A 23,548-nucleotide genomic window follows, 5' to 3' on the forward strand; every position below is an offset into this window, starting at 1 on the left:
CTGATTGCTCACGGCGGCGCGGGTTGCGGTTGCCTATGCAAATCGTGACCCGTGGCCGCTACCTGCGCATGAAGCGATTGCGGTGGAGGCAGTGTGTCTTGCTCCGCTCACGCCGGCTTCGCGTCGCCGCCCGCCGCGCGCAGCTCCCCCTTCAGCCACGAGACGAACGACTCGATGTACGTGAACTGCGGCGACGACGCAGACCACGCGGCATAGTACGCGTGCTGTCCACGCGCGCTGATATCGAAGAGCCGCACCAGCAGGCCGCAGTCGAGCCACGACTGCGTCATCAGCTCGCGCGCCAGCGCGACGCCCTGGCCGTGAAGCGCCGCCTCGACCGCCAATCCGACGTCGACGAACTGCGGGCCGACGGCCGGCTCGGCAAGCTCCACGCCCGCCGCCTTGAACCACGGCCGCCATGGCTCGATCGGGCAGCGCAGCAGGTTGGCTTTCGCGAGATCGGCGGGCGTGTCGAACGGACCGTGCCGCTCGACATAAGCCGGACTGCATGCGGGAAAGACCGGCTCGTTCACGAGTTCGGCCACTTCCAGCCCCGGATAACTGCCGCTGCCGAACCGGATCTCCAGATCCGCGTCGTCCGCTTTCAGGCCCACGAACGGGACCGAAAGCTGCAGCACGACGTCCACGTCGGGTTGCAGCTTCTGGAAGCACTGCAGTCTCGGCACGATGACCTGGCGGGCGAACGTCGGCGGCGACGAAATGCGCAGCTGCACGCGGTCGCCCGCCGGCGTGCTGCCGGCCGGATAGCGGCTCAGCGACTCCAGCGACTCGCGCACGACGCTCAGGTATTCGAGCCCGGCCGACGTCAGCTTGAGTTCGTTGACGGTGCGCTTGAACAGGCTGACGCCGAGACTTTCCTCAAGCTGCTTGATCCGGTGGCTGATCGCGCTGGGCGTGACCGACAGTTCGGCGGCGGCGAGCGTCCCGGAGCCGAGGCGTGCGACGGCCTCGAAGGCGATGAGGCAGTGCAGCGGCGGTAAGCGGGCGAAACGTTTCATGACGATGGGTGAACAATGCCGGCGGGCAGGCATTGCAGCGGGAGCCGGCAAGCCTCGTGTTTGCGGAGGGTACCGGCGACCGGGCGCCGTACCGATTCGATAATTTTCAACCGGAGATCAAAAAATTATCAAGCGGGGCAGGCATTCCAGCCATACGGCGGACACCTGAGAATAGCTGATCAAAATTCACGGCACCGGAGCACACCACCATGAACCTCACCCAGCAGGGTTCCGCAGGCCCGCGCGACGCGATCTCCGTCGTGGAAAGCGTGAACGTGCGGCCGGTGATGGTCCCGCTGGAGCCGCCGCTGCGCACCGCGAGCGGCGTGATGGCGTCGGCGCCGCTCGCGCTGGTGGACGTCGTGACGGCGCACGGCGTGGCGGGGCATGCGTATGTGTTTGCGTATAACCCGATCCTGCTGCCCGCGTTGGCGCGCCTGCTCGAGGACGTGTCGAAGCTGCTGCCGGGACAGCCTCTCGCGCCGAGAGCGTTGATGCGCAAGCTGCGCAGCCGCTTTGTGCTGCCCGACACCGCGGGACTGCTCGACATGGCGCTCGCGGGCCTCGACATGGCGCTCTGGGATGCGCATGCGCGGGTGGCCGGACAGCCGCTCGTCCGTCTGCTCGGCGGCGAACCGGCGGCCGTCACGGCCTATGCGAGCTTCGGCATGGACGGGCGCGAACGCGCGGTCGAAGCCGCGTCGCGAAGCGTGGACGCCGGCTTCCGCGCGATCAAGATCAAGATCGGCTATCCGACGCTGAACGAGGATCTCGACGTGGTGCGAAGCGTGCGCGCGGCGATCGGACCCGACGTCGAACTGATGGTCGACTACAACCAGGCGCTTGGCGTGTCCGACGCGATCCGCCGGGGACATGCGCTCGACGGCGAGGGCCTGGCCTGGATCGAGGAGCCGACGTTGTGCGACGACCTCGACGGACACGCGCAGATCGCGGCGGCGCTGAAGACGCCGCTGCAACTCGGCGAGAACAGTTGGGGACCGCGCGGCATCCGCACGATGATCTCGCGCCATGCGTCCGATCTCGCAATGCCGGACCTGATGAAGGTGGGCGGCATCGGCGGCTGGCTCGATGCCGTGGCGGTGTGCGAGGCGAACGGCGTGCCGGTATCGAATCACTTCTATCAGGAGATGAGCGCGCATTTGCTCGCGCTCACGCCGGCGGCGCACTACCTGGAGTATTTCGGCCTCGCCGATGCCGTGCTCGACAATCCGTCGATTGTCGTCGACGGCTGCGTCACGCCATCCGAAGAACCCGGCGGCGGCGTGACGTGGAACGAAGCGGCCGTTGCGCGTTTTGCGCTGTGACCGGCGCGGTTGAATACGGTTTGATCCTTCATCAAATTCATTTCAATAGTCCTGAGCATTGAGATATTTTTGGCTTGCCGATAATGGACCTGTCGACCGTTGAAGCGGAACCGGACGGAAGACGCCCATCCATCGGAGGATCAAGTGAACAACGATACTGTGCTCGATCAGGGGTACGACGAGACGGACAGCGCGGCTCATGGCCGGGTCGCGCTAGCCAAGGCTTTTTCGGTGCTGGTCTTGCTGCCCGCAAGCCTGTTTTTCGGCGTGTTCTGCTTCGCGCCGGAGCAGATGAGCGCGGCGACGCCGTTCGGCGTGCCGGTGTCGATCGTGTCCATTCCCGGACTGATCCTCGTTGCGATCGCAATCAGCGGCGCATTCGTGCGCTTCGCGCGCGCGAACGATCGCGCGTGCGAACGCGCTGCCCGAACCGGAGCGCAGGCATGAACGGGCAACGGATCAGCGCCATGTCGGTCGGCTTCTTCTTCGCCTTTCTCCTCGCCACGATCTGCATCACGGTGTTCGCTTCGCGGCGCAGCCGCTCGGCCAGCGAGTACTTCAACGCGGGCGGCCGCGTGAGCGCGCTGCAGAACGGTCTCGCGATGGCGGGCGAATATCTGAGCGCGGCGGCGTTGCTCGGCATGACCGGCGCGATCTCGCTGAAGGGTTTCGACGGCGTCGTGTACAGCATCGGCGTGTTCCTCGGCTGGCCGCTGATCCTCTTTCTCGTGTCCGAGCCGGTCAAGCGGCTCGGCAAGTTCACGCTCGCCGACGTGATCGCGTGGCGTCTGCGCGCGAAGCCGATCCGGATCGCCGTGGCGCTCGCGAGCCTGCCGATCGTGCTGCTGTACCTCATCACGCAGCTCGTCGCCGCGGGCGGCCTGATCAAGCTGATGTTCGGCATCGCCTATCTGCCCGCCGTCGTTCTGGTCGGCATCATCATGCTGTGCTACGTGTTCTTCGGCGGCATGCTCGGCACGACGTGGGTGCAGATCATCAAGGCCGTGCTGCTGTTCGCGGGCTCGGCCGTGCTCGTCGTGCTGCTGCTCGCGAAGTTCGGCTTCCATCCGTCGGCGATCTTCGTCGCCGCCGCGCAGCAGGCCGATCCGTCGATCACCGCGCCGCACGTCCTCGCTTCGCTCGACCGCTGGGACACGCTGTCGCTCGCGGTGGCGCTCGTGTTCGGCGCGCTCGGCATGCCGCAGATCCTCACGCGCTTCCTGACGGTGGCGAACGCACGCGACGCGCGGCGCTCGGCGTTTTATGCGACGTCGCTGGTCGGCGTCTTCCACATCTTCGTGCTGACCCTCGGTTTCGGCGCATTGGCCCTGATCGGCAAGCACGACATCGTGGCCGCGGGCGGCGCGGGGAACATGGCCGTGCCGCTGCTCGCGCGCCTGCTGGGCGGCGACGCGTTTTTCGGCTTCATCTGCGCGGTGTCGTTCGCGACGATGCTGGCCGTGGTGGCGGGCCTCACGCTGTCGGCGGCCACGACGTTCGCCCATGACATCTGGGCCGGCGTCGTGATGAGCCACACGGACGGCGGCGTGCAGCGGCAACCCCAGGTGGCCCGCGCGGCGGCCGTGGTCGTGGCGGTCGCGTCGGTGCTGCTGGCGCTGCGCTTCGAAGGGCAGAACGTCGCGTTCATGGTGGGCCTGAGTTATTCGATCGCGGCGTCGGCGAACTTCCCGGTGCTGATGCTCGCGCTCTACTGGCGGCGCCTGACGACGGCGGGCGCGGTTGCCGGCATGCTCGCGGGCGCCGCCGCCGCCGTGCTGCTGATCGTCCTGTCGCCGACCATCCAGGTGGAAGTCCTGCATCGGGCGGTCGCCGACGTGGCCGGCCGCTGGTGGTTCGTGCCGCTGCGCAATCCATGCATCGTGTCGCTGCCGTTCGCGCTGTTCGTCGCGTGCGCGGTGTCGCTGCTGCGGCCCCAGACCAGCGAGCAGGCGGGATACGCAAGGATGCACGCGGTGCTGGAGGGCTGATCCGTGAACCGGCCGCGCGCACGGACGCCTTGCATGCGGTCGCGGCGGATCGCCGTCCGCTCCCGGATGTGGCCGGGAGCCGTTGCTGTCCGTGTCGTTCGAAACCATAACCCTCTCAGGAGTGAAACATGAAGCAATACCCGAAGTTCAAGGCCGCGGCCTGCCACGCCGCTCCCATTTATTTCGATGCGCACGCGTGCGTCGAAAAGGCGTGTGCGTGGATCAAGGAAGCGGCGGAGCACGGCGCCGAACTGATCGCGTTTCCGGAGGCGTACCTGTCGTCGTTTCCGGTGTGGTCCGGCGTGTGGGCGCCGGTGGACGTGCACGAGTTCTTCTCGAAGCTCGTCGCGAGCGCCGTGCATATCGACGGTCCGGAGATCGCGCAACTGCGCGACGTCGCGAAGCGTCACGGCGTGTTCGTCTCGATGGGCATCAACGAGAGCACGGAGAACAGCTACGGCTGCGTGTGGGACACGAACGTGCTGATCGGCGACGACGGCTCGCTGCTCAACGTGCACCGCAAGCTGGTCCCGACCTACTGGGAGAAGCTGACGTGGGCGCAGGGCGACGGCAGCGGCCTGCGCGTGGCGGACACGCGCCTCGGACGCATCGGCGCGCTCGTGTGCGGCGAGAACACGAACGCGCTTGCGCGCTTTGCGCTGCTGGCGCAGGGCGAAAGCGTCCACATCTCGTCGTTCTCGCCGCGCTGGCCGACGCATCCGCTCGGCGAAGGCGGCTACGATCTCGAAGCGGCCATCCGGCTGCGCGCCGGCGCGCACGCGTTCGAAGGCAAGCTCTTCAACATCGTCGCGTCGGGTTTCCTGCCGCCGGAGGCGATCGACATCATCAGCCGCGACAACAGCCGCGTGCGCGACCTGCTCGAACAGTCGCCGAAGAGCGTGTCGATGATCCTCGGTCCGGACGGCCAGCCGGTCAGCGACACGCTGCGCGACGACGAGGGCATCGTCTACGCGGACATCGATCTTGCGAAATGCGTGGTGCCGAAGCAGTTCCAGGACGTCGTCGGCTACTACAACCGCTTCGATGTTTTCCAGTTGAAGGTGAATCGCCGCGCGCATGCGCCGGTGCACTTCCACGAGGAGGGCGAGGACGACGCGGGCGGCGCGACGGCCCGCGCGGCGGCGGCCGATTCGTTCGTTGCGCTCGACAGCAGTCTGTATTCCTGAGGCTGTTCACAGGCGTTATCGCGCGGCGGCCGCGCGGTAACGCGTCGGTTGATATTGCCGCATCCATGCCTGCGCCGGGTTCTGCCCGGCCCGCTTTCCGTCGCTGTTTCCAGTGTGATAGACCGCCGCGCGCAAAGCATTTCCACACAACGAGCGATATCGAATGCCGCTGCCTGCCCGGGTCGGGAATAAACGGCGCGATCCCGCATCGCCACTCAATCAATCGACCTCGCCCCCCTTTCCACACGCCGCATCGAAGCCAAAGTGTGGCCGCAAACGTTGTCGTCGACCCATAACGCTGCATGTAACGTAAATGACACAAAGAGGCATTAGCGTGCCTATTCCTTTGCCAACAGGATCGCGTTGCCATGCACCCGGCGCTTGCGCAGTTTAGTCGTCCAGAGATTCAAGGCGGCCCCCGTTGCGCCGGCGATCTGTGCCAGGAAACACCGACTATCGACGCAGCGGATCCGAACTCGCTGGTGATGGAAATCTTCTATTCGCGGCGCGATATGGTCAGCCTCGCCGTGCTCGAAGGCAATCAGCCGATCGGGCTCATCAACCGGGACATCTTCCTGTCGCAGATGAGCAAGCCGTTCCATCGCGAGCTGTACGACAAGAAGAGCTGCATCGCGTTCATGGACAAGGAGCCGCTCATCGTCGACGCCGAAACGAGCGTCGAGGCGCTGACCTTCAGGACGGTCGAGGTCGGCGAGAAAGCCCTGGTCGACGGCTTCATCGTGACGCGGCAGGGCCGTTTCGCCGGACTGGGCAGCGGCCTGCAACTGCTGGGCGCGGTGGCGAAGATCCAGGCCGAGAAGAATCGCCAGATCATGCAGAGCATCGAATACGCGAGCGTGATCCAGCAGGCCATGCTGCGCGCTTCCCGCGAGACGCTGGCGACCACGCTGCCCGATGCGGCGCTGGCGTGGGAGCCGCGCGACGTGGTCGGTGGCGACTTCTATCATTTCGCGTCCTTTGCGGACGGCTGGTTCGGCGCGGCCGCCGACTGCACCGGCCATGGCGTGCCCGGCGCCTTCATGACGCTGCTCGCGTCGGCTTCGCTGTCGCAGGCGCTCGAACGGATCGGTCCGCGCAATCCCGACGCGCTGCTCGCCGCCGTCAACCGCAACGTGAAGAGCCTGCTGAGCCAGGTCGACGGCGCGGGCGAATCGGGCGAACCGGCCAAGTCCAACGACGGTCTGGACGCCGCCTTTTTCTGGTTCGACGCCGGCCAGCACCAGCTTCATTTCGCCGGCGCGCGGATCGCGCTGCATATCCTGAGGCCCGATGCGGACCGCTTCGAGACGATCGCGGGCGAACGCATGGGCGTCGGTTATATCGACAGTCTCGCGGACTACGCGTGGAAGCTGCACGCGGTTGCGGCGCCGCCGGGCAGTCTGCTGTTCATTTCCACCGATGGTCTCGTCGACCAGATCGGCGGCCCGAAAAGAATCGCGTTCGGCAAACGGAGGGCGCTGGATCTGATCCTGGCGCACCGTAACGAAACTCCGTCCACGATCTGCGAAAATCTGCGGCGGGCGCTGGCCGACTGGCAAGGCACGCAGCCTCGCCGCGACGACGTAACCCTACTTTTTGCTCGCGTTTAAATCAGCTTATGAACATGTCCGAACTCCTGGACCAGGATAGCGCTTTTTTCGATCTGGCCCAGCGGCGCAACCTGATTTTTTATCACAAGGGTTATTTCTCCCATAACATCGTCGCGGCGATGAGCGAGGTGGTGAAGCTGCAACTGGAAGTCGCCGGCGTCAGTGGGCCGACCCGACGCCGGCTGTTTTCGTCCTTCATCGAACTCGCGCAGAACATCGTTCACTATTCGTCGGCGTCGCTCGTCGACGGCTGGGAGGAGAAAGGGGCGATCCGCGAGGGCGCGGTGTGCATCCGGACCGAAGGCGAGCGGCACCTGATGCTGTGCGTCAATCCGATTGCCACCGCCGCGGTGGACGACCTTCGCGAGAAGCTCGAACCGCTGCGCAGCATGTCGGTCGACGAGATAAAACAGGCGTATAAGCTATCATTGCGCGCCGACACTCCCGCAGACAGCAAGGGCGCAGGGCTGGGTTTCCTGACCATGGCGCGCGACGCGAGCGAACCGCTCGAATTCGCGTTTCATCCGCGCGCCGACGAACCCGGAACCACGCTGTTCTGCCTTAAGACTATCATCTGAATTAGGTATGTTTGCCAGCCATGGATAACCTGTTCATTGCCGCTACGGCGACGTCACCGGAAGTCGATTTTCGATTCGACCAGAACCTGCTGTCGCTGAAAGGCGAGTCCTATCCGGAGAACGCGGCGTCGTTTTACAGCCCGGTTATCGAGCGCCTGCGCTCGTACCTGGCCGGCTGCACCGAGGCCGCGATCACCGTCGATGTCACGTTGACGTATTTCAACAGTTCCAGCACCAAGATGCTGTTCAGCGTATTCGATGCGCTGGACCAGGCGGCGCTGTCGGGAAACCGCGTGCAGGTGAACTGGTACCGCGACGACGAAGACGAAACCATTCTGGAGTTCGGCGAGGAACTGCAGGCCGATTTCACGGCAATCAACTTCACCGATTGTCCGGTTACCACGTAAGGACGGTCATGGTGGTTTCGAATTCCTCCTCCGACGCGTCGCCGAACGACGCTCCGGATCTGTTCCGGAACGAGAGTGAGGCGCTGGAAAAATCGCGCGCGATTCACGCGATTGCGGGCGCGGACGCGGAGGACTACCGCCAGGCGCTCGGCGAACTCATCGGCCATTTCGAGCGCCTGATGCGCGAGACGCGCCGCCTGATCGGGCGCAGCGATCGCGCCGAGCGCGAAATGCACGCGCTCACCCGGCAGTTGCAGTATCGGGCCACCCACGACGCGCTGACCGAGGTCTTCAACCGCAGCGCGGTGATCGAACGGACCATCAAGGCGTTGCGCGCCGACCGCGCGGTGATGATCCTGCTCGACATCGACGAGTTCAAGAAAGTCAACGACGATTTCGGCCATCCGGCGGGCGACTCGGTGATCCTCGGCATCGTCGATTGCCTGCGGCGCATCGTCGGCGAAAAAGGGCTGATCGGCCGCGTGGGCGGCGAAGAATTTACGGTGCTGCTGCCCGGGTACGACCTGGCCGAGGCGCTGGAACTGGCCGAGCACATGCGCGCCGCGATCAGCCGCTGCGTTTTTCCGCCGCCGGTGAATCGCCGGATCACCGCCAGTTTCGGTGTCAGCGCCAACGCGATGGACACCGATTTCGACACCGCCTACGGGCTGGCCGATTTCGCGCTGTACAACGCGAAGCGCGGCGGGCGTAACCGGGTGGAGTTCGTCGATCCGGAGTCGGCGCCGTCCGGCGCGAACATCTAGTTCGACTCTTCATCTTCCGGGCTCGCATATCGCCGATGCGGACATGTCGGTGACGGCGGTCGCGGCGGCGGGCGACATCGCCGCGTATCGGGAAGTGCCGCCGCGTGCGCCGCTGCTGGTGCTGCGCCGGACCTCGCGGCTCGCGGACGGACGCGTCTGCGAGGCGACGGGGTTTCCATTCGCCCGGAGCGCTTCGACCTGGTCGTGCGCAGCGGGCTGGCGGGATAGTGCGGCAGAGCGCGGGGCGGCTTGCGCGGCCCCAGTCGATCGCTTCGTCGCCGCGTCGTTCAGTTGACCGCGGTAAGCGGGCCGCCTCTTCGATTCGGCCTGACGGTTTCCTGATCGCCGGCTTCACCGCTCCGGCCGAACCACGGGTTCTGTCTTAGCGCATCCGCGCCGGCAGCCTTGAGTTCCGCGATGGTGTGAAAGCCCATCATGTTCAGCGCCGGCCGCATTTCCCCCGCGAGCAGTTCGAGGCAGCGGGCCACGCCTTTTTCCCCGCCCGCGCCCAGCCCGTAGATATAGGCCCGGCCGATGAGCACCGCGGTCGCGCCCAGCGCCAGCGCCTTGAGCACGTCGGCGCCGCGCCGGATGCCGCCGTCCATCAGGATCTCGGTGCGGCCGCCGACGGCCTGGACGATCTCGGGCAGGATGTCGATGGTCGACGGCGCAGGGTCGAGCTGGCGGCCGCCGTGATTCGAAACCACGATGCCGTCGATGCCCTGATCGACGGCGCGGCGCGCATCGTCGGCGTCGAGGATGCCCTTGATGACGATCTTGCCTTCCCAGCGATCGCGCAGCCACCCGATGTCGTTCCACGACAGCGACGCGTCGATCATGCGGCCCAGGTTCACCGCCTGCTCCATCAGCGATTTGCCCAGTTCCGGGTAGGGCCGGCAGTTGCCGACGTTCGGCATGCCGTTGGCGAGCGTGCCGAGACACCACAGCGGATGCCGCAGCATCGACACGAGCATGCCGGGCGAAACGGACGTGCGGGCGCGAAAGCCGTTGCGCTCGTCGCGTTCGCGCACCGGCGCGAACGGCGTATCGACGGTCAGGAAGATCGTTCCGATCTTCGCGCGCCGGCAGCGTTCGAGCATGTGCTCGGTCAGCTCGCGCTTGCGGAACATGTAGAGCTGGAAGTACAGCGAGCCGCGGTGCGACTGCGCGACCTCTTCGAGCGACGCGATCGAAAAGGTCGACAGGACCTGCGCAATGCCGGCCTTCTCCGCCGCGCGTCCCGCCGCGATTTCTCCGTGATGGTGATGCATGCCCGCAAAGCCGATCGGGGCGAGAAGCATGGGAAGCTTGTGCTGCTCGCCGAGATAACCCGTACCGAGGTCGGTCGTATTGTCCTGAATGCCGACCAGCACCTTCTGCTTCAGATCCCAGCGCGCAAAATCGGCGCGGTTCGATTGCATCGTCGTTTCGCTGTTGGCGCCGCCGTACAGATAATCGAAGAAATGCTTCGGCACGTTGCGGCTGGCCATGCGGCGAAGGTCGTCGATGTTCCAGGCTCTGGAAACGTTGGACATGCTGATATCTCCTCGTGTCAGTATTGGTATCGGTATGGCACGCTGCTTCGTCCTGCCGAGCCACCCGGTTCAGTAGCGGATGATGACCGATTTCAGTCCGGTGAAGCGCTCGATGAACGCTTCGCCGAACTTGCTGCCGATGCCCGACGACTTCACGCCGCCGAACGGCATCGCGGGATCGATGTAGTTGTGCATGTCGACCCGCACCGTCCCCGCTCCCACGCGCGGCACGAGACGCAACGCCTTCGGCGGATCGTTCGTCCAGACGCTTGCCGTGAGACCGGAGCGCGTGTCGTTCATGTGGTGAGCAGTTCTTCCTCGTCGTCGTACGCGAGAAAACTCGCGACCGGTCCGAAGGTTTCCCTGGTCATGATCGCGTCGTTCCGCGAGCGCGCCCGGATCGCGGTCGGCTGTACGACGAAACCCGCATCGTCCGCAGCGGCGCCACCATACACGATTTCGCCGTGCTGCCGCCGCGCGTCGTCGAAGAAACTCATGACCTTGCCGAAATGAGCCGCGTTGGCAAGCGGACCGAACTGCGCGCTTTCGTCGAGCGCGGAGCCGATCTTCAGCGTCGCGAGTTTCCTCGCCAGTGCTTCCAGCACGTCGTCGGCCGATGCACACACCTCTCTTTGATGCAGACAAGCGGCCTCCATGATGCCATCGACCGTGCGTTCGACGGGAAAATCGCGCAGGAATCCGGGGCGATGCTTGCCGCCGAGTTCGAGCGTGACGGGTTTGAGGCCGGCCTGCATCGCGGCCACGCCGACGCCGATGCCGGTCGGCACCGAGCCGGTGAACGTGACCTTCGACACTTTCGGATGGGCGATCAGCGCAGGGCCGACGCCAGAGCTTCGACGATGCGTTTCGCGGCTTCGCGCAACGGATCCGGATCGCTGGCGGGATCGGCGAGCACGAGCGGCGCATCGGGCACCTTCACGACGAGGTGCGTGACGTCGGACGGCAATGGCAGGTGCACCGGACGGCGTTCGAGCCAGCGCCTCGTGGCATCGGACGACGCGATTCAGGAGGCGCATGCGGTAAGCGGCGACGCCGACTACATGCTGAAAGGGGGGCGGGCAATCTGGAGCAACTGGCGGATTTCGTGACGAACACCCTGCTGGTCAACGACACGGTCTCGCACGTCCAGTCGCACGTCGTCCTCAAGCAGATGAAGCAGACCCGCCCGTTGCCGACCAGGCGATAGCCTTCGGCCTTGCGCGGCCCCAGCCCCGAATACGACCGCCACGAATTCGACACGCGCGCCGTATTCGCTACAATCGCTCGCTAACCCGCCTCGTTTCCCGCCTCGTTTCCAGTTCCGCATCGGTATGCCACAGCCTTCCCAACCCTATGCCCGCGCCGCGGCATCGGGACCCGACTTCGCGACGCGACTCGAACTGCGAGCCGCGCTGCTCGCTTCGTTCGTCGGCTCCATCTGGGCGGTCTTCATCGTGTCGACCGCGTTTCCGGGACTTCGGCTGGATTCCCATGGCGTGCGGCCGCGCTCCTTCGCAGGCCTGGAGGGCATCCTGTTCGCCCCATGGCTGCACGGGAGCCTTGCGCACATCATGGCGAACACCGGCGGTCTCGTGATCCTCGGCTGGTTCACGATGTGGCCGCGGATAAGCGGGTTCTGGGCGGCGACGATCGGCTCCATGCTCGGCGCCGGACTCTTCGCATGGGTGCTCGGGGCGCCGGACACCATTCACATCGGCGCAAGCGGGATCATCTTCGGTTATGCGGGTTTTCTGGTGGCGCGCGGCTGGTTCACGCGCAACGTCCTCGCGCTCGTCGTGGCCGTCAGCGTGATGGTGTTTTACGGAGCAACCATGCTCGTCGGCGTGTTGCCGCTGTACCCGTTCATCTCGTGGGAGAGCCATCTCGGCGGCGTCGTGGGCGGGGTGGTCATGGCGCGGGTCGTTAGCGTGCGTGGTGCTGGAGGGCGGAAGGGGAGGTAAGGGCGGGCGGCGCGGAACCTCCCCCCGAACTGCCGTGGACCGACGCCGGAGCCGATCCGGACGCGCAGCGCCCACCCGTCTGTGAGAACCCGACTCGATGCAACGAACCCGGCCGCATGCCGGGTTCGTGCTTTAGGGCGTCCGCGAACGTTGCGGTGTTATCCATGCACTGTGTCACGGATTGACTCTCGCGGGCAAGCCACCTGCTGGTCCGGAAGGTCTATTAAGAAATTACAACAAATGCCGATATAAAAAAGTGGCTGTCTGGAGACCGAAGACTTATGCGCGACATGCCACGAGTTCGTGAGCGACCTGGTGCGGAACACCCATCGCCTGCGCCGGTCGGGGCGCGCCATTCGTTGCCAGTCCGATTCATCCACCAACAACAACTCACAGACCAACAGGAGAATCCAGGTAGTGAAGAACAGCAAACTCAATACGGGGATTACGAAACTCGCGCTGGGCGCATCGATGTGCGCGGCACTTGCCGCATGCGGTGGCGGCAGCGACGGCGGCAGCAGTAGTGGCAGTTCCGCAGCGAACGAATCGGTCACGCTCAATGGCCAGGTGACGGATGGCCCGATCCAGGCAGCCGGGATCTGCCTCTATGCCGATGGGCAAAAGGCGAGCGGCGCCGGTGGCTCGCCGATCTGCGCCACGACGCAGGATGACGGCACGTACACGCTGTCGATTCCCAGGAAGCTGGCTTCGGGCTTCCTGACGCTGGTGGCAACCAAAAGCGGCGGCATTGTGCTTGCCTCGACACTGGGCACGACAGCCCAGGTGCTGGCATCGGCAAGCGATGGCAAGAACATTTCGCCGGGCAGCCTGCCTGGCGCCATAGTTACGCACCTTTCCACCGCCGACTTTGCGCTGGCCGACACGAACGGCGATGGCACGGTCTCCCAGGACGAACTGGCCGCCTATGTCCCGGACATCAGCAAGACCGAGGCGGCTGCGACCGCCATCAAGGCCGTCATCGACTACGGCCAGACGAACCTGATCGGCGGGGCGACCACCGACACGCTGAAGCTGGCTTCGGCAGTCGGGCAGGGCCAGGCGATGGGGAATGGCCAGCAGTATGCTCAATGGATTGCCGATCCGACCCAATGGCAGGCGACCTCGGCTGGCACTGCTGCGACGCTGGTCGCTGCGGTCAATAACGATGTGGCAGCAGAACTGGGGAGCGCGTTCACGCAGTACCAGGTTACGCAAACCACGACGGCGTCGAATATTCCGCCTGTAGTGAGCGTCCAGTTCGCTGCCGGCCGTGTGAGCCTGTACTGCGAAGCCGATGCTCCCAACACGGTCTCCACCGAGACGGACAAGATCGCGTTTGACGCAACGCGTGGTATCGCCGTGCTGCAATACACGGGGGACAACGGTAGTCCCGTATCGATGACGGGCAGCTATGACCCGAAGACCGGGGCATTCAGCCTGAACGAAAACGATCCGACGACTGTTTCGTTGAACAGCGGCGACGTCACGTTCTACCAGGCGAGCACGTTCGCGGCCACGGGTACGGTGGATGCGGCCGGAAACATCACGGCCACGTTCAATTCGACGAGCACGGATACCTGGTCGATTAATTCGACGAAGCAGACCTGCACCAGCTCGGGAACCCTCACGGCAAGCAAGTCGTAATGTAATGTCAGTGTGGCGCGTCGTAAAGGTCCGTCGTTTGCGGAGTTGGCAACGGCGCGGCGCCGCCACAGGTTGACAGGAATGCAGGGAGAAACCACTTACCTCTCACGGGGTAGGTGGTTTTATTTTTTCTTTGCAGAATCAACGCCTGTAGTCCGCAGGCCACATGCAAACCATCAAGCTGTTCCAGGTAATCCGGGCGAGACGGGCGAAGCGCGCGTTGTATGCCGTATGCCGCCATAAAGGCGAATTGACGTCGGCCACCATGCGGATACCGCGTAACCGAAGCTCCTTCCTCTCCCATTCGGCCAGAACGTGTCGATGCCCGGCCCGCACATCGCGCGGCCGAAGCGGGTCGCCCTGCGCCCGCTCTGGAGACAGAAAAGCGTAGTTCCACTCGCTAACGAATCCCAGACATCTTCCTTGCCACAAACTTTTCATATCCTGACTATAGCCTTTGATCCTTTAAACAAGTCGACGTAAATAAGGACAAGGAGATAGGGGAAATGTTAGACAGAAAGATGTGCGTGGGCCTGACCTTGACGATGGCCCTTGCCGCCTGCGGCGGCAGCGACGATACGCCCGCGAACCCGGGCGGCAGCGCGCCCCAGACCAAACAGGGCACCGAACTTTTCAGCCAGTCCATCGCGGCGTACACGAACTGGGGCAATGTGCCCATCGTCGGCACCGGCTACGGCTCCGCACTGGCTGCCGCGCCCAACAAAGCCGGCTACTTCTACGGGATGACCGATCGCGGCCCGAATGTCACCGCGCCGGACGGCACCAACAAGATCGAGCCATACCTCGCCTTCCAGCCGGCAATCGCACTGTTCCAGCTGGTCGACGGCAAGGCCAATGTGTCCAGGGTCATCGGCCTTGCGCTGGCCGACGGCACGCCGATGAACGGCCGCGTCAATCCCGAGGCCGACACCGCCGAGATCATCTACGACGTGAACGGCAACGTGCTGCCCACGAGCGCGGCCGGCTTCGATCCGGAAGGCCTCGTCGCCATGGCCGACGGCACATTCTGGGTGTCGGACGAATACGGTCCCTACATCGTTCACTTCGACGCGACCGGCAAGGAAATCTCCCGGCTCAATCCGTACTCCACCGCCACGTCGGGCAACGACGTGGCGCTGCCCGGCGAACTGAAGAAGCGCAAGCCGAACAAGGGCATGGAAGGCCTCACCCTCACCCCCGACGGCAAGTACCTCGTCGGCATCATGCAGTCGCCGCTGGACAAGAACGGCTCCGCGGCGGTCGCTTCCGGCAAGGGTGCGATTACGCGCGTCGTCAAGGTCTCGCTCGCCGATCCGGTGAACGACGTGCACGAGTACCTGTACTCCCTGCACACCAACGGCGCCGGCAACCCCGAAGGTCAGGCCGTGAGCGAGATCACGGCGCTGCCTGACGGCACCTTCATCGTCGACGAGCGCGACGGCAACTTCGAAGGCACCAGCGACGGCACGGCAACCGGCAAGGCCAGGGCCGACAAGAACCTGTGGAAGCTCGACCTCAGCCACGCCACCGACGTCGGCCCGAAATCGCCGCTGATCGGGACGGCCATCGCCGGCGGGGCCGTCGCGTATGACTCCGCGCTGGGCCTCACGGTCGGCGGCAAGACCATCGAGGACCTCGCCGGCACGGTTGACGCGCCGGCCGCGGTGCAGGCGCTCGCCGCCGCCGGCATCACCGTCGGCACCGAGGGACTGTTCCTGAACTACGCCGCGCTGTTCACCGCCATCGATCCGAAGGGCATGTACTTCGGCCATGACAAGGTCGAAGGCGTGGCGGTCGATCCGGCGAATCCGAACACGATCTACATCTCGAACGACTCGGACTTCGGCATCACCGACGAGCCGGCCACGGTGCCGATGGCGACGGCATCGAACCCGTTCCCGCCGAGCGAGAAATTCCTGCCGGACGGCAAGACTCAAGACTTCGGCGAGATCGTCAAGATCGACATGACGCAGGTGCCCGCCCAGTTCAAGCAGTAGACAGAGCACAGGCATCGAGACGAAAAGCGCCCGGGGTCACCCGGGCGCTTTTTTTGTTCGATCGCCGATCGGGACGGAATCTCCACGTCCGGTTTGCCATCTCCTCGATCCTGCCGTCGTGACCATGGAGGATACGGATTGCGCTTCAGTCCGGCGACCGGATCGAAGCCTTGCAGATCGGCGATGCGCACGTGATTTTCGACTATCGTTTCGCGCGGCGTTTTTCGGTCGAAATTTACCCCACGGTAGAGGCCGCCTATCCGCTGCCTTGTCTAAGCCCGCCATTGAACAGAATGCGACGCCATGCAAAGTGGCAATAAACCGCGTATCTTGCGTCTTTGCCCAAACTCGTATCGTCGCCGATGAAATCGAACCGTTGTCGAAAGAAGCATTGGCCGTCACTCGCCATTAGTATTGCACTGGCATCAGCCGTGGCGACGATGACTGGCTGTACGACGCAATCGCAATCGCGCCCGCCTGCTGCCGACTCCCGCGCGGCCCCGATCGGCGCAATCTCTCTCGATGCGGCGGTCGATGGCCCGCAACGCAGCGAACCGGCGAAAGCACGTGACGCATATCGCCATCCGAAGGAAACGCTCCAGTTCTTCGAGCTTGCCCCGACGCAGACGGTGCTGGAGATCGCGCCCGGCGGCGGCTGGTACACCGATATTCTCGCGCCTTATCTGCGCGACGCCGGCCACCTGTACGAGGCGCAATACGTGAGCACGTCCGCGCAGCCGGATGCCGGCGAGCGCGCCGCCGATGCGGCCTTCGCACGCAAGCTTGCCGCCGCGCCCGCGATCTATGGGAACGTCGTGGTGGGCACGCTGCGCGCGGGCGAGTTCAGCGGCTTCGACGCCAGCGAAGACTTCGACCGCGTGCTGACCTTTCGCAATATCCATAACTGGATCAAGGACGGCCAGCTCGATGCGAATCTGCGCGGATTCTATCGGGCGCTGAAACCCGGCGGCGAACTGGGCGTCGAAGAGCATCGCGCGCGGCCGGGCACGACCGTGCAACAGATGATCGACAGCGGCTACGTGACCGAAGCCTTCGTGATCGCGCATGCGCAGGCGGCCGGATTCGTGCTGGCGGCAAGCAGCGAAATCAACGCGAACCCGCGAGACACGAAGGATTATCCGAACGGAGTGTGGTCGTTGCCGCCGACCTACGCCGGAGGCAACGCCGACCGCGCGCGTTATGCCGCGATCGGGGAATCGGATCGGATGACGCTAAGGTTCGTCAAGCCGAGGCAATAGGCCGTCTGGCGTCCCGGCGTGCTTCACGCGTCGACACGCCGGCGGCATGCTCTACCACGGGAGACATGGCACTCCCTGGTGAGCCGTCTCGTATCCGCGATATTCGTCTTTACTCCTACGCCGGCGCGCCTGGGTATTCATCAGATACCGACAGAATCTGGATTGCTTATCACGATTCAATAGATGCCCGAGCCTGAGGCGACACGCACGGCTTGACTGCCATCAAGGCTGACACGAATGGCCAACGGATAATCGGATCTCCTTTTTTGCCTCCGACGGAGACTTCATGGCCATTAACGTCTTCTGGTTTCTTCCGACTCATGGTGACGGACCGTACCTCGGGAGTCCGAAGCACGCCCGCGCGGTAGACCAGACGTATCTGCAACAGATCGCACAGGCCGCCGAACGGCTCGGCTACGGGGGCGTGCTGATTCCGACGGGGCGTTCGTGCGAGGACTCGTGGATCGTCGCGGCGAGCCTCGTGCCCGTGACCCGCAGTCTCAAGTTTCTCGTGGCGCTGCGTCCGACGGCGTTTTCCGTGACGGTCAACGCACGCATGGCGGCGACGCTCGATCGCCTGTCGGGCGGCCGTCTGCTCGTCAACGTGGTGGCGGGCGGGGACAGCGCCGATCTGCAGGCCGACGGCACCTTTCTCTCCCATGACGAACGTTATGCGCAGGCGGACGAATTCCTGACCGTCTGGAAGCAGCTTCTGGCGGGCGAAGCGGTCGACTTCGACGGCGACTACGTGAAGGTGCAGGGCGCACAGCAGGGTTTCCCGGCCGTGCAGCATCCGCATCCGCCGGTCTACTTCGGTGGTTCGTCGGCGGCCGCGCATGAGGTGGCGGCCGAACACGTCGAGCTGTATCTGTCGTGGGGGGAAACGCCGCAGGAAGTAGCCGCCAAGTTCGCGGACGTGCGTGAACGGGCGGCGCGGCTGGGACGGAAGGTGCGTTTCGGCGTGCGTCTGCACGTGATCGTGCGTGAAACCGAGGCGCTCGCATGGGAGGCGGCCGACAAGCTCATCAGCGAACTCGACGACGAAACCATCACGCGCGCGCAAGCCTTGCTGTCCCGCGCCGATTCCGACGGCCAGCGCCGCATGCAGGCGCTGCACGGCGGCCGGCGCGACCGGCTCGAAATCAGCCCGAACCTGTGGGCAGGCGTCGGCCTCGCGCGCGGCGGCGCCGGCACCGCGCTCGTCGGCTCGCCGCAGCAGGTCGCCAGCCGGCTGCTCGAATATGCGGACCTCGGCGCCGATACGTTTGTGCTGTCCGGCTATCCGCACCTTGAGGAAGCCTATCGGTTCGCCGACCTCGTGTTCCCGTTGTTGCCGCTGGCGCTGCGCGAAAAACTGTCGGTTCCGGCGCAGCTTCCCGGCGTGCCTATCGGCGACGCGCTTGCCCATCTGCCGGCGCCTTCGCGGCTGTTGTCGTAGGAGCACCGTACCTCGGCCGGTCCCGTCCGCGGAGTCGCGTGGCGGGACGCCCGATGCAGGGAGCCGTCTAACGAAGCAACCCGTGGATCCCGACGCGCAACGCGACGTGGGACGCCCGCGTGCGGATGAACGCGGCCATCTGGACCGCCACGCTCGTCGGAGGGATAGAAGGGTTGGCGGCGGACGGTGGATCCGGGGGGCGACGCTGGAATCCGCCATGCTGGCCTGCTTCCGTCATGGCTGGGAGGAGTGGGCCTCTGCGTTCGCTGCCGCGCTGGCGATGCGCAATACGGATTCGCCGGTCGTGCAACAGAGTCCGCGCCGCCAGGGACGCCGACTATCGAAGCTTCCCGGCAAGTGGCTCCACGAACGGCATGAGGTCGCTTGCCGACCTGCCGCCGCATGAGGCGACAACCCGGCTCCGTGTAGTGCCGGTCGAGCCGTGTTTCGGCGTCCGCATTCCGCCAGGCACCATCGCCGATCCTGGGGTAATGAGCTGCGATGAGTCGGCCGCCATGACCAGGTCTTGCCGTCGTGCACGAGTTCGTGCCGTTGATCCCGCGATTTCAGCGGCGAGCGCGGATCGCCCAGATCCCGGCGTTGCTCGCGATGGGGCGCGAAGCCAGGTGCACGCTTTGTCGGGCGACTGAGTTCGGTGCCGTAAGCATCGGCGAATTTGTTCGTCAGCCGGTCGAGAGAAGAGAGATCGGTCCGTCCCGCAGTGTCAAAGACATGCCGATGGACGGCACGCTGCACCGGTGTCGCGCCGGCCGCATGGTGCGGCCGGCGCATGACGGATTGCTGCCTCAATAGTCGAACTCGGGTGCCTGAACGGGTCCGGCCTGTTCCTCCTTCGGCGCCTCGGCGACGGTCGCGTCGGTCGTGAGGATCAGCCCGGCGATCGACGCCGCGTTCTGCAGCGCCGTGCGCGTGACCTTGGTCGGATCGACGACGCCGGTTTCGACCAGATCGCCGTATTCGCCGGTCGCCGCGTTGTAGCCGAAGTTGCCCTTGCCTTCGAGCACCTTCGCAATCACGACCGACGGCTCGTCGCCCGCGTTCGATGCGATCACGCGCAGCGGCGCTTCGAGCGCCCGCAACACGATCTGGATGCCGGCGTCCTGATCGGCGTTGCTGCCCTTCAGGTTCGACACGCCCGCCCGGGCGCGCAGCAGCGCCACGCCGCCGCCAGGGACGATGCCTTCCTCGACGGCCGCGCGCGTCGCGTGCAGCGCGTCGTCGACGCGATCTTTCTTCTCCTTCATCTCGACTTCGGTCGCTGCGCCGACCTTGATGACCGCGACACCGCCCGCGAGTTTCGCGACGCGCTCCTGCAGCTTCTCGCGGTCGTAGTCGGACGTGGCCTCGTCGATCTGCACGCGGATCTGTTTGACACGCGCCTCGATGCGTTGCGGGTCGCCCGCGCCGTCGATGATGATCGTGTCTTCCTTGCGCACCTCCACGCGCTTCGCACGGCCAAGGTCGTCGAGCGTCGCCTTTTCGAGCCGCTTGCCGGTCTCTTCCGAAATGACCGTTGCGCCGGTCAGGATCGCGATGTCTTCGAGCATGGCCTTGCGGCGGTCGCCGAAGCCGGGCGCCTTGACGGCCGCGACCTTCAGGATGCCGCGCATCGCGTTGACCACAAGCGTCGCGAGCGCTTCGCCGTCGATGTCCTCGGCGACGATCAGCAGCGGCTTGCCGGCTTTCGCCGCCGCTTCGAGAATCGGCAGCAGGTCGCGGATCGCCGAGATCTTCTTGTCGTGCAGCAGGATCAGCGCGTCGTCGAGCCAGGCGGCCTGCTTTTCCGGGTCGTTGATGAAGTACGGGCTCAGATAGCCGCGATCGAACTGCATGCCCTCGACCACGTCGAGTTCGTTGTCGAGCGACTTGCCGTCTTCTACGGTGATTACGCCTTCCTTGCCGACCTTCTCCATCGCATCGGCGATGATCTTGCCGATCGACTCGTCCGAGTTCGCCGAGATCGAGCCGACCTGCGCGATTTCCTTGTTGGTCGAGATCGGCTTCGACAGCTTGCGCAACTCGTCGAGCACGGCGGCTACCGCCTTGTCGATGCCGCGCTTCAGGTCCATCGGATTCATGCCGGCCGCGACGTGCTTCATCCCTTCCTGCACGATCGCCTGCGCGAGCACGGTGGCGGTTGTGGTGCCGTCGCCGGCCACGTCGGCGGTCTTCGACGCGACCTGCTTGACTACCTGCGCGCCCATGTTCTCGAAGCGGTCCTTCAGTTCGATTTCCTTCGCGACCGACACACCGTCCTTCGTGATGGTCGGCGCGCCGAAACTGCGCTCGATCAGCACGTTGCGGCCTTTCGGACCGAGGGTCACCTTGACGGCGTCGGCCAGCACGTTCACGCCCTTGACGATGCGGGCGCGAGCGCTGTCATGGAATTTGACGTCTTTTGCACTCATGTCGTGGCTCCAGGAAAAGTCGTTGACTCAACACGTCGCGAACAGCCTGGCGAAGGGGGAACAAAGAGGATGTCCGCGACCGGTACGGAGGTCAGGCGGCCTTGCGGGCGGCGCCCTGATCGGCTTCGAGCACGCCCATCACGTCTTCTTCGCGCATGACGAGCAGTTCCTCGCCGTCGACCTTGACGGTCTGGCCGGCATACTTGCCGAAGATCACGCGGTCACCGACTTTCAACTGGAGCGCGCGCTGGGTGCCGTCCTGCAGCAGCCGGCCGCTGCCGACCGCGATGACCGCGCCCTGTTCGGGCTTTTCAGCGGCGGAATCGGGAATGACGATACCGGAAGCCGTCGTGCGCTGCTGTTCGATCCGCTTGACGATAACCCGGTCGTAGAGGGGACGAATCTGCATTTCCATCTCCTGAGCGATAACAGATCACCAAAGGGAATCCGGCTGCGCGGCCATGGCGACAACGGGAATCGTCACGGTATGCAGCCGTGCCAGTCGTTGGCGGAAAGCATGATAGCGGCGCTGTGCGGAGCGTCAAGAGGTCGTCAAACGGCCTGTTTGTAACGAAATGTTTCAGGGTAGCAGGATGCGCCGGATCGCGCCGAGCCGGTACACCGTGCGGCCCGCCGTGTCCGCGCGGCGAGGTTTGGGCGGCACCGGGCAGGGCAGGCGACGGCCGCCGTCGGCGTCGAGCGTGTCGTCGGGTTCGGCCAGCGCCCGCCAGAGTCCGCCCTTGACCGGGCGGAACAACCAGCGCAGGTAGCCGTTGTGCGCGGCGAGCTGCATGAGTTTCGCGCGATCCGGGGCGCCGTCGATAAGGTGTTGATCGCCCGGCGCGCCGTCCCCGTAGTCGCCGAACGCCTGGCGGCAGGCGAGCGCCTCGCCGGCGGAAGCGCCGATCACCGAGCAGGCGCGCCGCTCGACGCGTTCGACTTCCCACGCGCCGAGTTGCCACGCCGCATCGAGCAGCGCCGCGTCGACGGCCTCGAAGCTGTGCCACGGCTGCGCGAACTGAACGGCGGAGCCCGGCACCGGCCGCCGCGGGATGTCGACACCGGGCAGCGCGAGCGGCGTCGCCCGCCGGAAACCATGCCAGTGCAGGATCGCGACGAGCGGCGTGTTGACCCGCGCCACGGCCGTCACGGTCACGGCGTAAAGCGGCAGATTCACGGTGGTCATCTGTTCGTGAAGGGTATCGAAAAGATCCATGAAGCCTCCTTGCAGCAAGGTCCGCTCAGACCTCTTGAAATTTCCGCGCGCTGCATTATTTTAGGTTCCGCTCAGGCAGTCGCGCGAGTCATCCTCGCAAGCGCGCTGCGTGTTTCGATTTGTCAGTCTGTGGGTCTGCCGCGGACGGGTGAACTGGAGCGCGTGGTCCGGTTCGACCTCCGTGCAGGCCCCTTCCAGGAGCCAGCCATGAGTGACCTGATGTTCAGCACCGATCTGCCTCGCGAGTTCGACCGCCTGCAACGGCAGATGACCAGCCTTTTCGCGGGGCTCCCCGCCAGCCTGCGCGCGACGCGCATCGGCCTTTTTCCGCCCGTCAACATCGGCAGCACCGACGACTCGATCGAGATCGTCGCGTTTGCGCCGGGTCTCGATCCCGGCCAGCTCGACGTGTCGATCGACAAGGGGCTGCTCACGATCAGCGGCGAGCGCAAGACGCCGGCGCAGGACGTGCCCGACGACGTGAAGGTGTATGCCGCGGAGCGCTTCACGGGCGCATTCCGGCGGGTGATCGAACTGCCGCCGCATGCGGACCCGGACAACGTGAAAGCGCGTTACGTGAACGGGTGCCTGACGATCAGCATCGGCCGGTCCGAGGCATCGAAGCCGCGTGCGATCACCGTGCAGTGAGCGCCGTGCAGAGGGCCAGGATAACGGGCATCGAACTCATCAAAACCATCGAACGAATGACGGAGGACATCATGAGCAGCAGCACGGAACTGAGCGTGCCGGCGCAGGAAGCCAGTGCAGCCACCACGAACCGCGACGGCGGCCAGGCCGGTGAACCGCGCACGCGTCTTACGCCCACGGTCGATATCTTCGAGGACAGCCGTGGCATCACGCTCTATGCGGACCTGCCGGGCGTGCCCCGCGAGAAGCTGGATGTGCGGGTCCAGGACGGCAATCTGAGTATCGAGGCGGAGGCGGTCGTGCCCGTCCCCCCGGGGGTGCGACTGCACCATGGGGAAATCCGCAACCCGCACTTCGCGCGTGCTTTCACGCTGAGCCCGGATTTCGACGTGTCGCGTATCGATGCGCAGTTGCGTGACGGGGTGCTGAAGCTGACGATTCCGCGCCGCGACGAGGCGAAGCCCCGGCGGATCGAGGTCACCGCGGGCTGACCGGCATAGGGGCTGACGGGGCGAGGCCGCGACCTGCGAGGGTCGCGGCCTC

22 protein-coding genes and 1 pseudogene are annotated in these 23,548 nt (G+C 65.2%); 16 read left to right on the plus strand and 7 right to left on the minus strand.

What is annotated here, in order from left to right:
* Positions 1–107 precede the first annotated feature (107 nt).
* Positions 108–1,019, minus strand: coding sequence for a LysR substrate-binding domain-containing protein (locus BLV92_RS29685; RefSeq protein WP_090552624.1), 912 nt, complete (start codon positions 1,017–1,019; stop codon positions 108–110).
* Positions 1,020–1,348: 329 nt separating this feature from the next.
* On the opposite strand from BLV92_RS29685, the gene BLV92_RS29690 reads away from it, so the two are divergent.
* The 9 genes from BLV92_RS29690 (at position 1,349) to BLV92_RS29730 (ending at position 9,173) form a co-directional block, all read left to right on the plus strand.
* The gene (locus BLV92_RS29690) at positions 1,349–2,344 is read left to right on the plus strand and encodes an enolase C-terminal domain-like protein (RefSeq protein ID WP_425287927.1); all 996 of its coding nucleotides are present in this window, start codon (positions 1,349–1,351) and stop codon (positions 2,342–2,344) included.
* Between the two features lie 144 nt (positions 2,345–2,488).
* Positions 2,489–2,791: a hypothetical protein gene (locus BLV92_RS29695; RefSeq protein ID WP_090552628.1), complete on the plus strand. Its 303-nt coding sequence runs from the start codon at positions 2,489–2,491 to the stop codon at positions 2,789–2,791.
* On the plus strand, positions 2,788–4,332 hold the full coding sequence (locus tag BLV92_RS29700) for a solute symporter family protein (protein WP_090552634.1): 1,545 nt from the start codon (positions 2,788–2,790) through the stop codon (positions 4,330–4,332). Before BLV92_RS29695 ends, BLV92_RS29700 begins: the two co-directional genes overlap by 4 nt.
* Before the next feature lie 128 nt (positions 4,333–4,460).
* The gene (locus BLV92_RS29705) at positions 4,461–5,519 is read left to right on the plus strand and encodes a carbon-nitrogen hydrolase family protein (protein ID WP_090552636.1); all 1,059 of its coding nucleotides are present in this window, start codon (positions 4,461–4,463) and stop codon (positions 5,517–5,519) included.
* Positions 5,520–6,004: 485 nt separating this feature from the next.
* Positions 6,005–7,129: a SpoIIE family protein phosphatase gene (locus BLV92_RS29710; protein ID WP_244283973.1), complete on the plus strand. Its 1,125-nt coding sequence runs from the start codon at positions 6,005–6,007 to the stop codon at positions 7,127–7,129.
* A gap of 14 nt (positions 7,130–7,143) precedes the next feature.
* Positions 7,144–7,707, plus strand: a complete 564-nt coding sequence (locus BLV92_RS29715) for a SiaB family protein kinase (RefSeq protein ID WP_090553165.1) — start codon at positions 7,144–7,146, stop codon at positions 7,705–7,707.
* A 20-nt stretch (positions 7,708–7,727) separates the two neighbouring features.
* Positions 7,728–8,114, plus strand: a complete 387-nt coding sequence (locus BLV92_RS29720) for a DUF1987 domain-containing protein (RefSeq protein WP_090552641.1) — start codon at positions 7,728–7,730, stop codon at positions 8,112–8,114.
* 8 nt (positions 8,115–8,122) lie between these two features.
* The gene (locus BLV92_RS29725; protein WP_090552643.1) at positions 8,123–8,878 is read left to right on the plus strand and encodes a GGDEF domain-containing protein; all 756 of its coding nucleotides are present in this window, start codon (positions 8,123–8,125) and stop codon (positions 8,876–8,878) included.
* A gap of 43 nt (positions 8,879–8,921) precedes the next feature.
* On the plus strand, positions 8,922–9,173 hold the full coding sequence (locus tag BLV92_RS29730; protein ID WP_244283974.1) for a UTRA domain-containing protein: 252 nt from the start codon (positions 8,922–8,924) through the stop codon (positions 9,171–9,173).
* Here the strand turns inward: BLV92_RS29730 and BLV92_RS29735 are convergent.
* The 3 genes and pseudogenes from BLV92_RS29735 to BLV92_RS32265 form a co-directional block, all read right to left on the minus strand.
* Positions 9,166–10,413 (minus strand): alpha-hydroxy acid oxidase, encoded by a 1,248-nt coding sequence (locus BLV92_RS29735; RefSeq protein ID WP_090552647.1) that lies wholly within the window; start codon positions 10,411–10,413, stop codon positions 9,166–9,168. The genes BLV92_RS29730 and BLV92_RS29735 overlap by 8 nt on opposite strands.
* A gap of 69 nt (positions 10,414–10,482) precedes the next feature.
* Positions 10,483–11,228: pseudogene (locus tag BLV92_RS29740) on the minus strand (aldehyde dehydrogenase family protein).
* A 14-nt stretch (positions 11,229–11,242) separates the two neighbouring features.
* Entirely contained in the window at positions 11,243–11,380 is a 138-nt protein-coding gene (locus BLV92_RS32265; RefSeq protein WP_167627153.1) for a hypothetical protein, read from the minus strand.
* A gap of 364 nt (positions 11,381–11,744) precedes the next feature.
* Here BLV92_RS32265 and BLV92_RS29745 point away from each other — a divergent pair, with 364 nt between their 5' ends.
* The 5 genes from BLV92_RS29745 (at position 11,745) to ssuD (ending at position 18,712) form a co-directional block, all read left to right on the plus strand.
* Positions 11,745–12,374 (plus strand): rhomboid family intramembrane serine protease, encoded by a 630-nt coding sequence (locus BLV92_RS29745; protein ID WP_090552649.1) that lies wholly within the window; start codon positions 11,745–11,747, stop codon positions 12,372–12,374.
* 303 nt (positions 12,375–12,677) lie between these two features.
* The gene (locus tag BLV92_RS29750; RefSeq protein ID WP_143040754.1) at positions 12,678–14,018 is read left to right on the plus strand and encodes an EF-hand domain-containing protein; all 1,341 of its coding nucleotides are present in this window, start codon (positions 12,678–12,680) and stop codon (positions 14,016–14,018) included.
* Positions 14,019–14,524: 506 nt separating this feature from the next.
* Positions 14,525–16,015 carry an esterase-like activity of phytase family protein gene (locus tag BLV92_RS29755; RefSeq protein WP_090552655.1) on the plus strand — a complete coding sequence of 497 codons (1,491 nt, stop codon included), beginning with the start codon at positions 14,525–14,527 and terminating at the stop codon, positions 16,013–16,015.
* A gap of 440 nt (positions 16,016–16,455) precedes the next feature.
* Positions 16,456–17,274: a class I SAM-dependent methyltransferase gene (locus BLV92_RS29760; protein ID WP_244283999.1), complete on the plus strand. Its 819-nt coding sequence runs from the start codon at positions 16,456–16,458 to the stop codon at positions 17,272–17,274.
* A 292-nt stretch (positions 17,275–17,566) separates the two neighbouring features.
* Entirely contained in the window at positions 17,567–18,712 is a 1,146-nt protein-coding gene (gene ssuD / locus BLV92_RS29765; RefSeq protein WP_208862159.1) for an FMNH2-dependent alkanesulfonate monooxygenase, read from the plus strand.
* An 806-nt stretch (positions 18,713–19,518) separates the two neighbouring features.
* Here ssuD and groL read toward each other — a convergent pair.
* The 3 genes from groL to BLV92_RS29780 form a co-directional block, all read right to left on the minus strand.
* Positions 19,519–21,141, minus strand: a complete 1,623-nt coding sequence (gene groL, locus BLV92_RS29770) for a chaperonin GroEL (protein WP_090552662.1) — start codon at positions 21,139–21,141, stop codon at positions 19,519–19,521.
* Positions 21,142–21,232: 91 nt separating this feature from the next.
* Positions 21,233–21,550: a co-chaperone GroES gene (locus BLV92_RS29775; RefSeq protein WP_090553166.1), complete on the minus strand. Its 318-nt coding sequence runs from the start codon at positions 21,548–21,550 to the stop codon at positions 21,233–21,235.
* A 171-nt stretch (positions 21,551–21,721) separates the two neighbouring features.
* Positions 21,722–22,357, minus strand: coding sequence for a diguanylate cyclase (locus tag BLV92_RS29780; protein WP_090552664.1), 636 nt, complete (start codon positions 22,355–22,357; stop codon positions 21,722–21,724).
* Between the two features lie 207 nt (positions 22,358–22,564).
* Between BLV92_RS29780 and BLV92_RS29785 the strand changes: the two genes are divergently transcribed.
* Both BLV92_RS29785 and BLV92_RS29790 read left to right on the plus strand, forming a co-directional pair.
* Entirely contained in the window at positions 22,565–23,005 is a 441-nt protein-coding gene (locus BLV92_RS29785; protein ID WP_090552667.1) for an Hsp20/alpha crystallin family protein, read from the plus strand.
* A 71-nt stretch (positions 23,006–23,076) separates the two neighbouring features.
* Positions 23,077–23,496, plus strand: coding sequence for an Hsp20/alpha crystallin family protein (locus BLV92_RS29790; RefSeq protein ID WP_090553168.1), 420 nt, complete (start codon positions 23,077–23,079; stop codon positions 23,494–23,496).
* Positions 23,497–23,548: the final 52 nt, after the last annotated feature.

Origin of the sequence: Paraburkholderia caballeronis (genome assembly GCF_900104845.1) — a bacterium.
In the GTDB taxonomy this organism is placed as follows: Bacteria; Pseudomonadota; Gammaproteobacteria; order Burkholderiales; family Burkholderiaceae; genus Paraburkholderia; species Paraburkholderia caballeronis.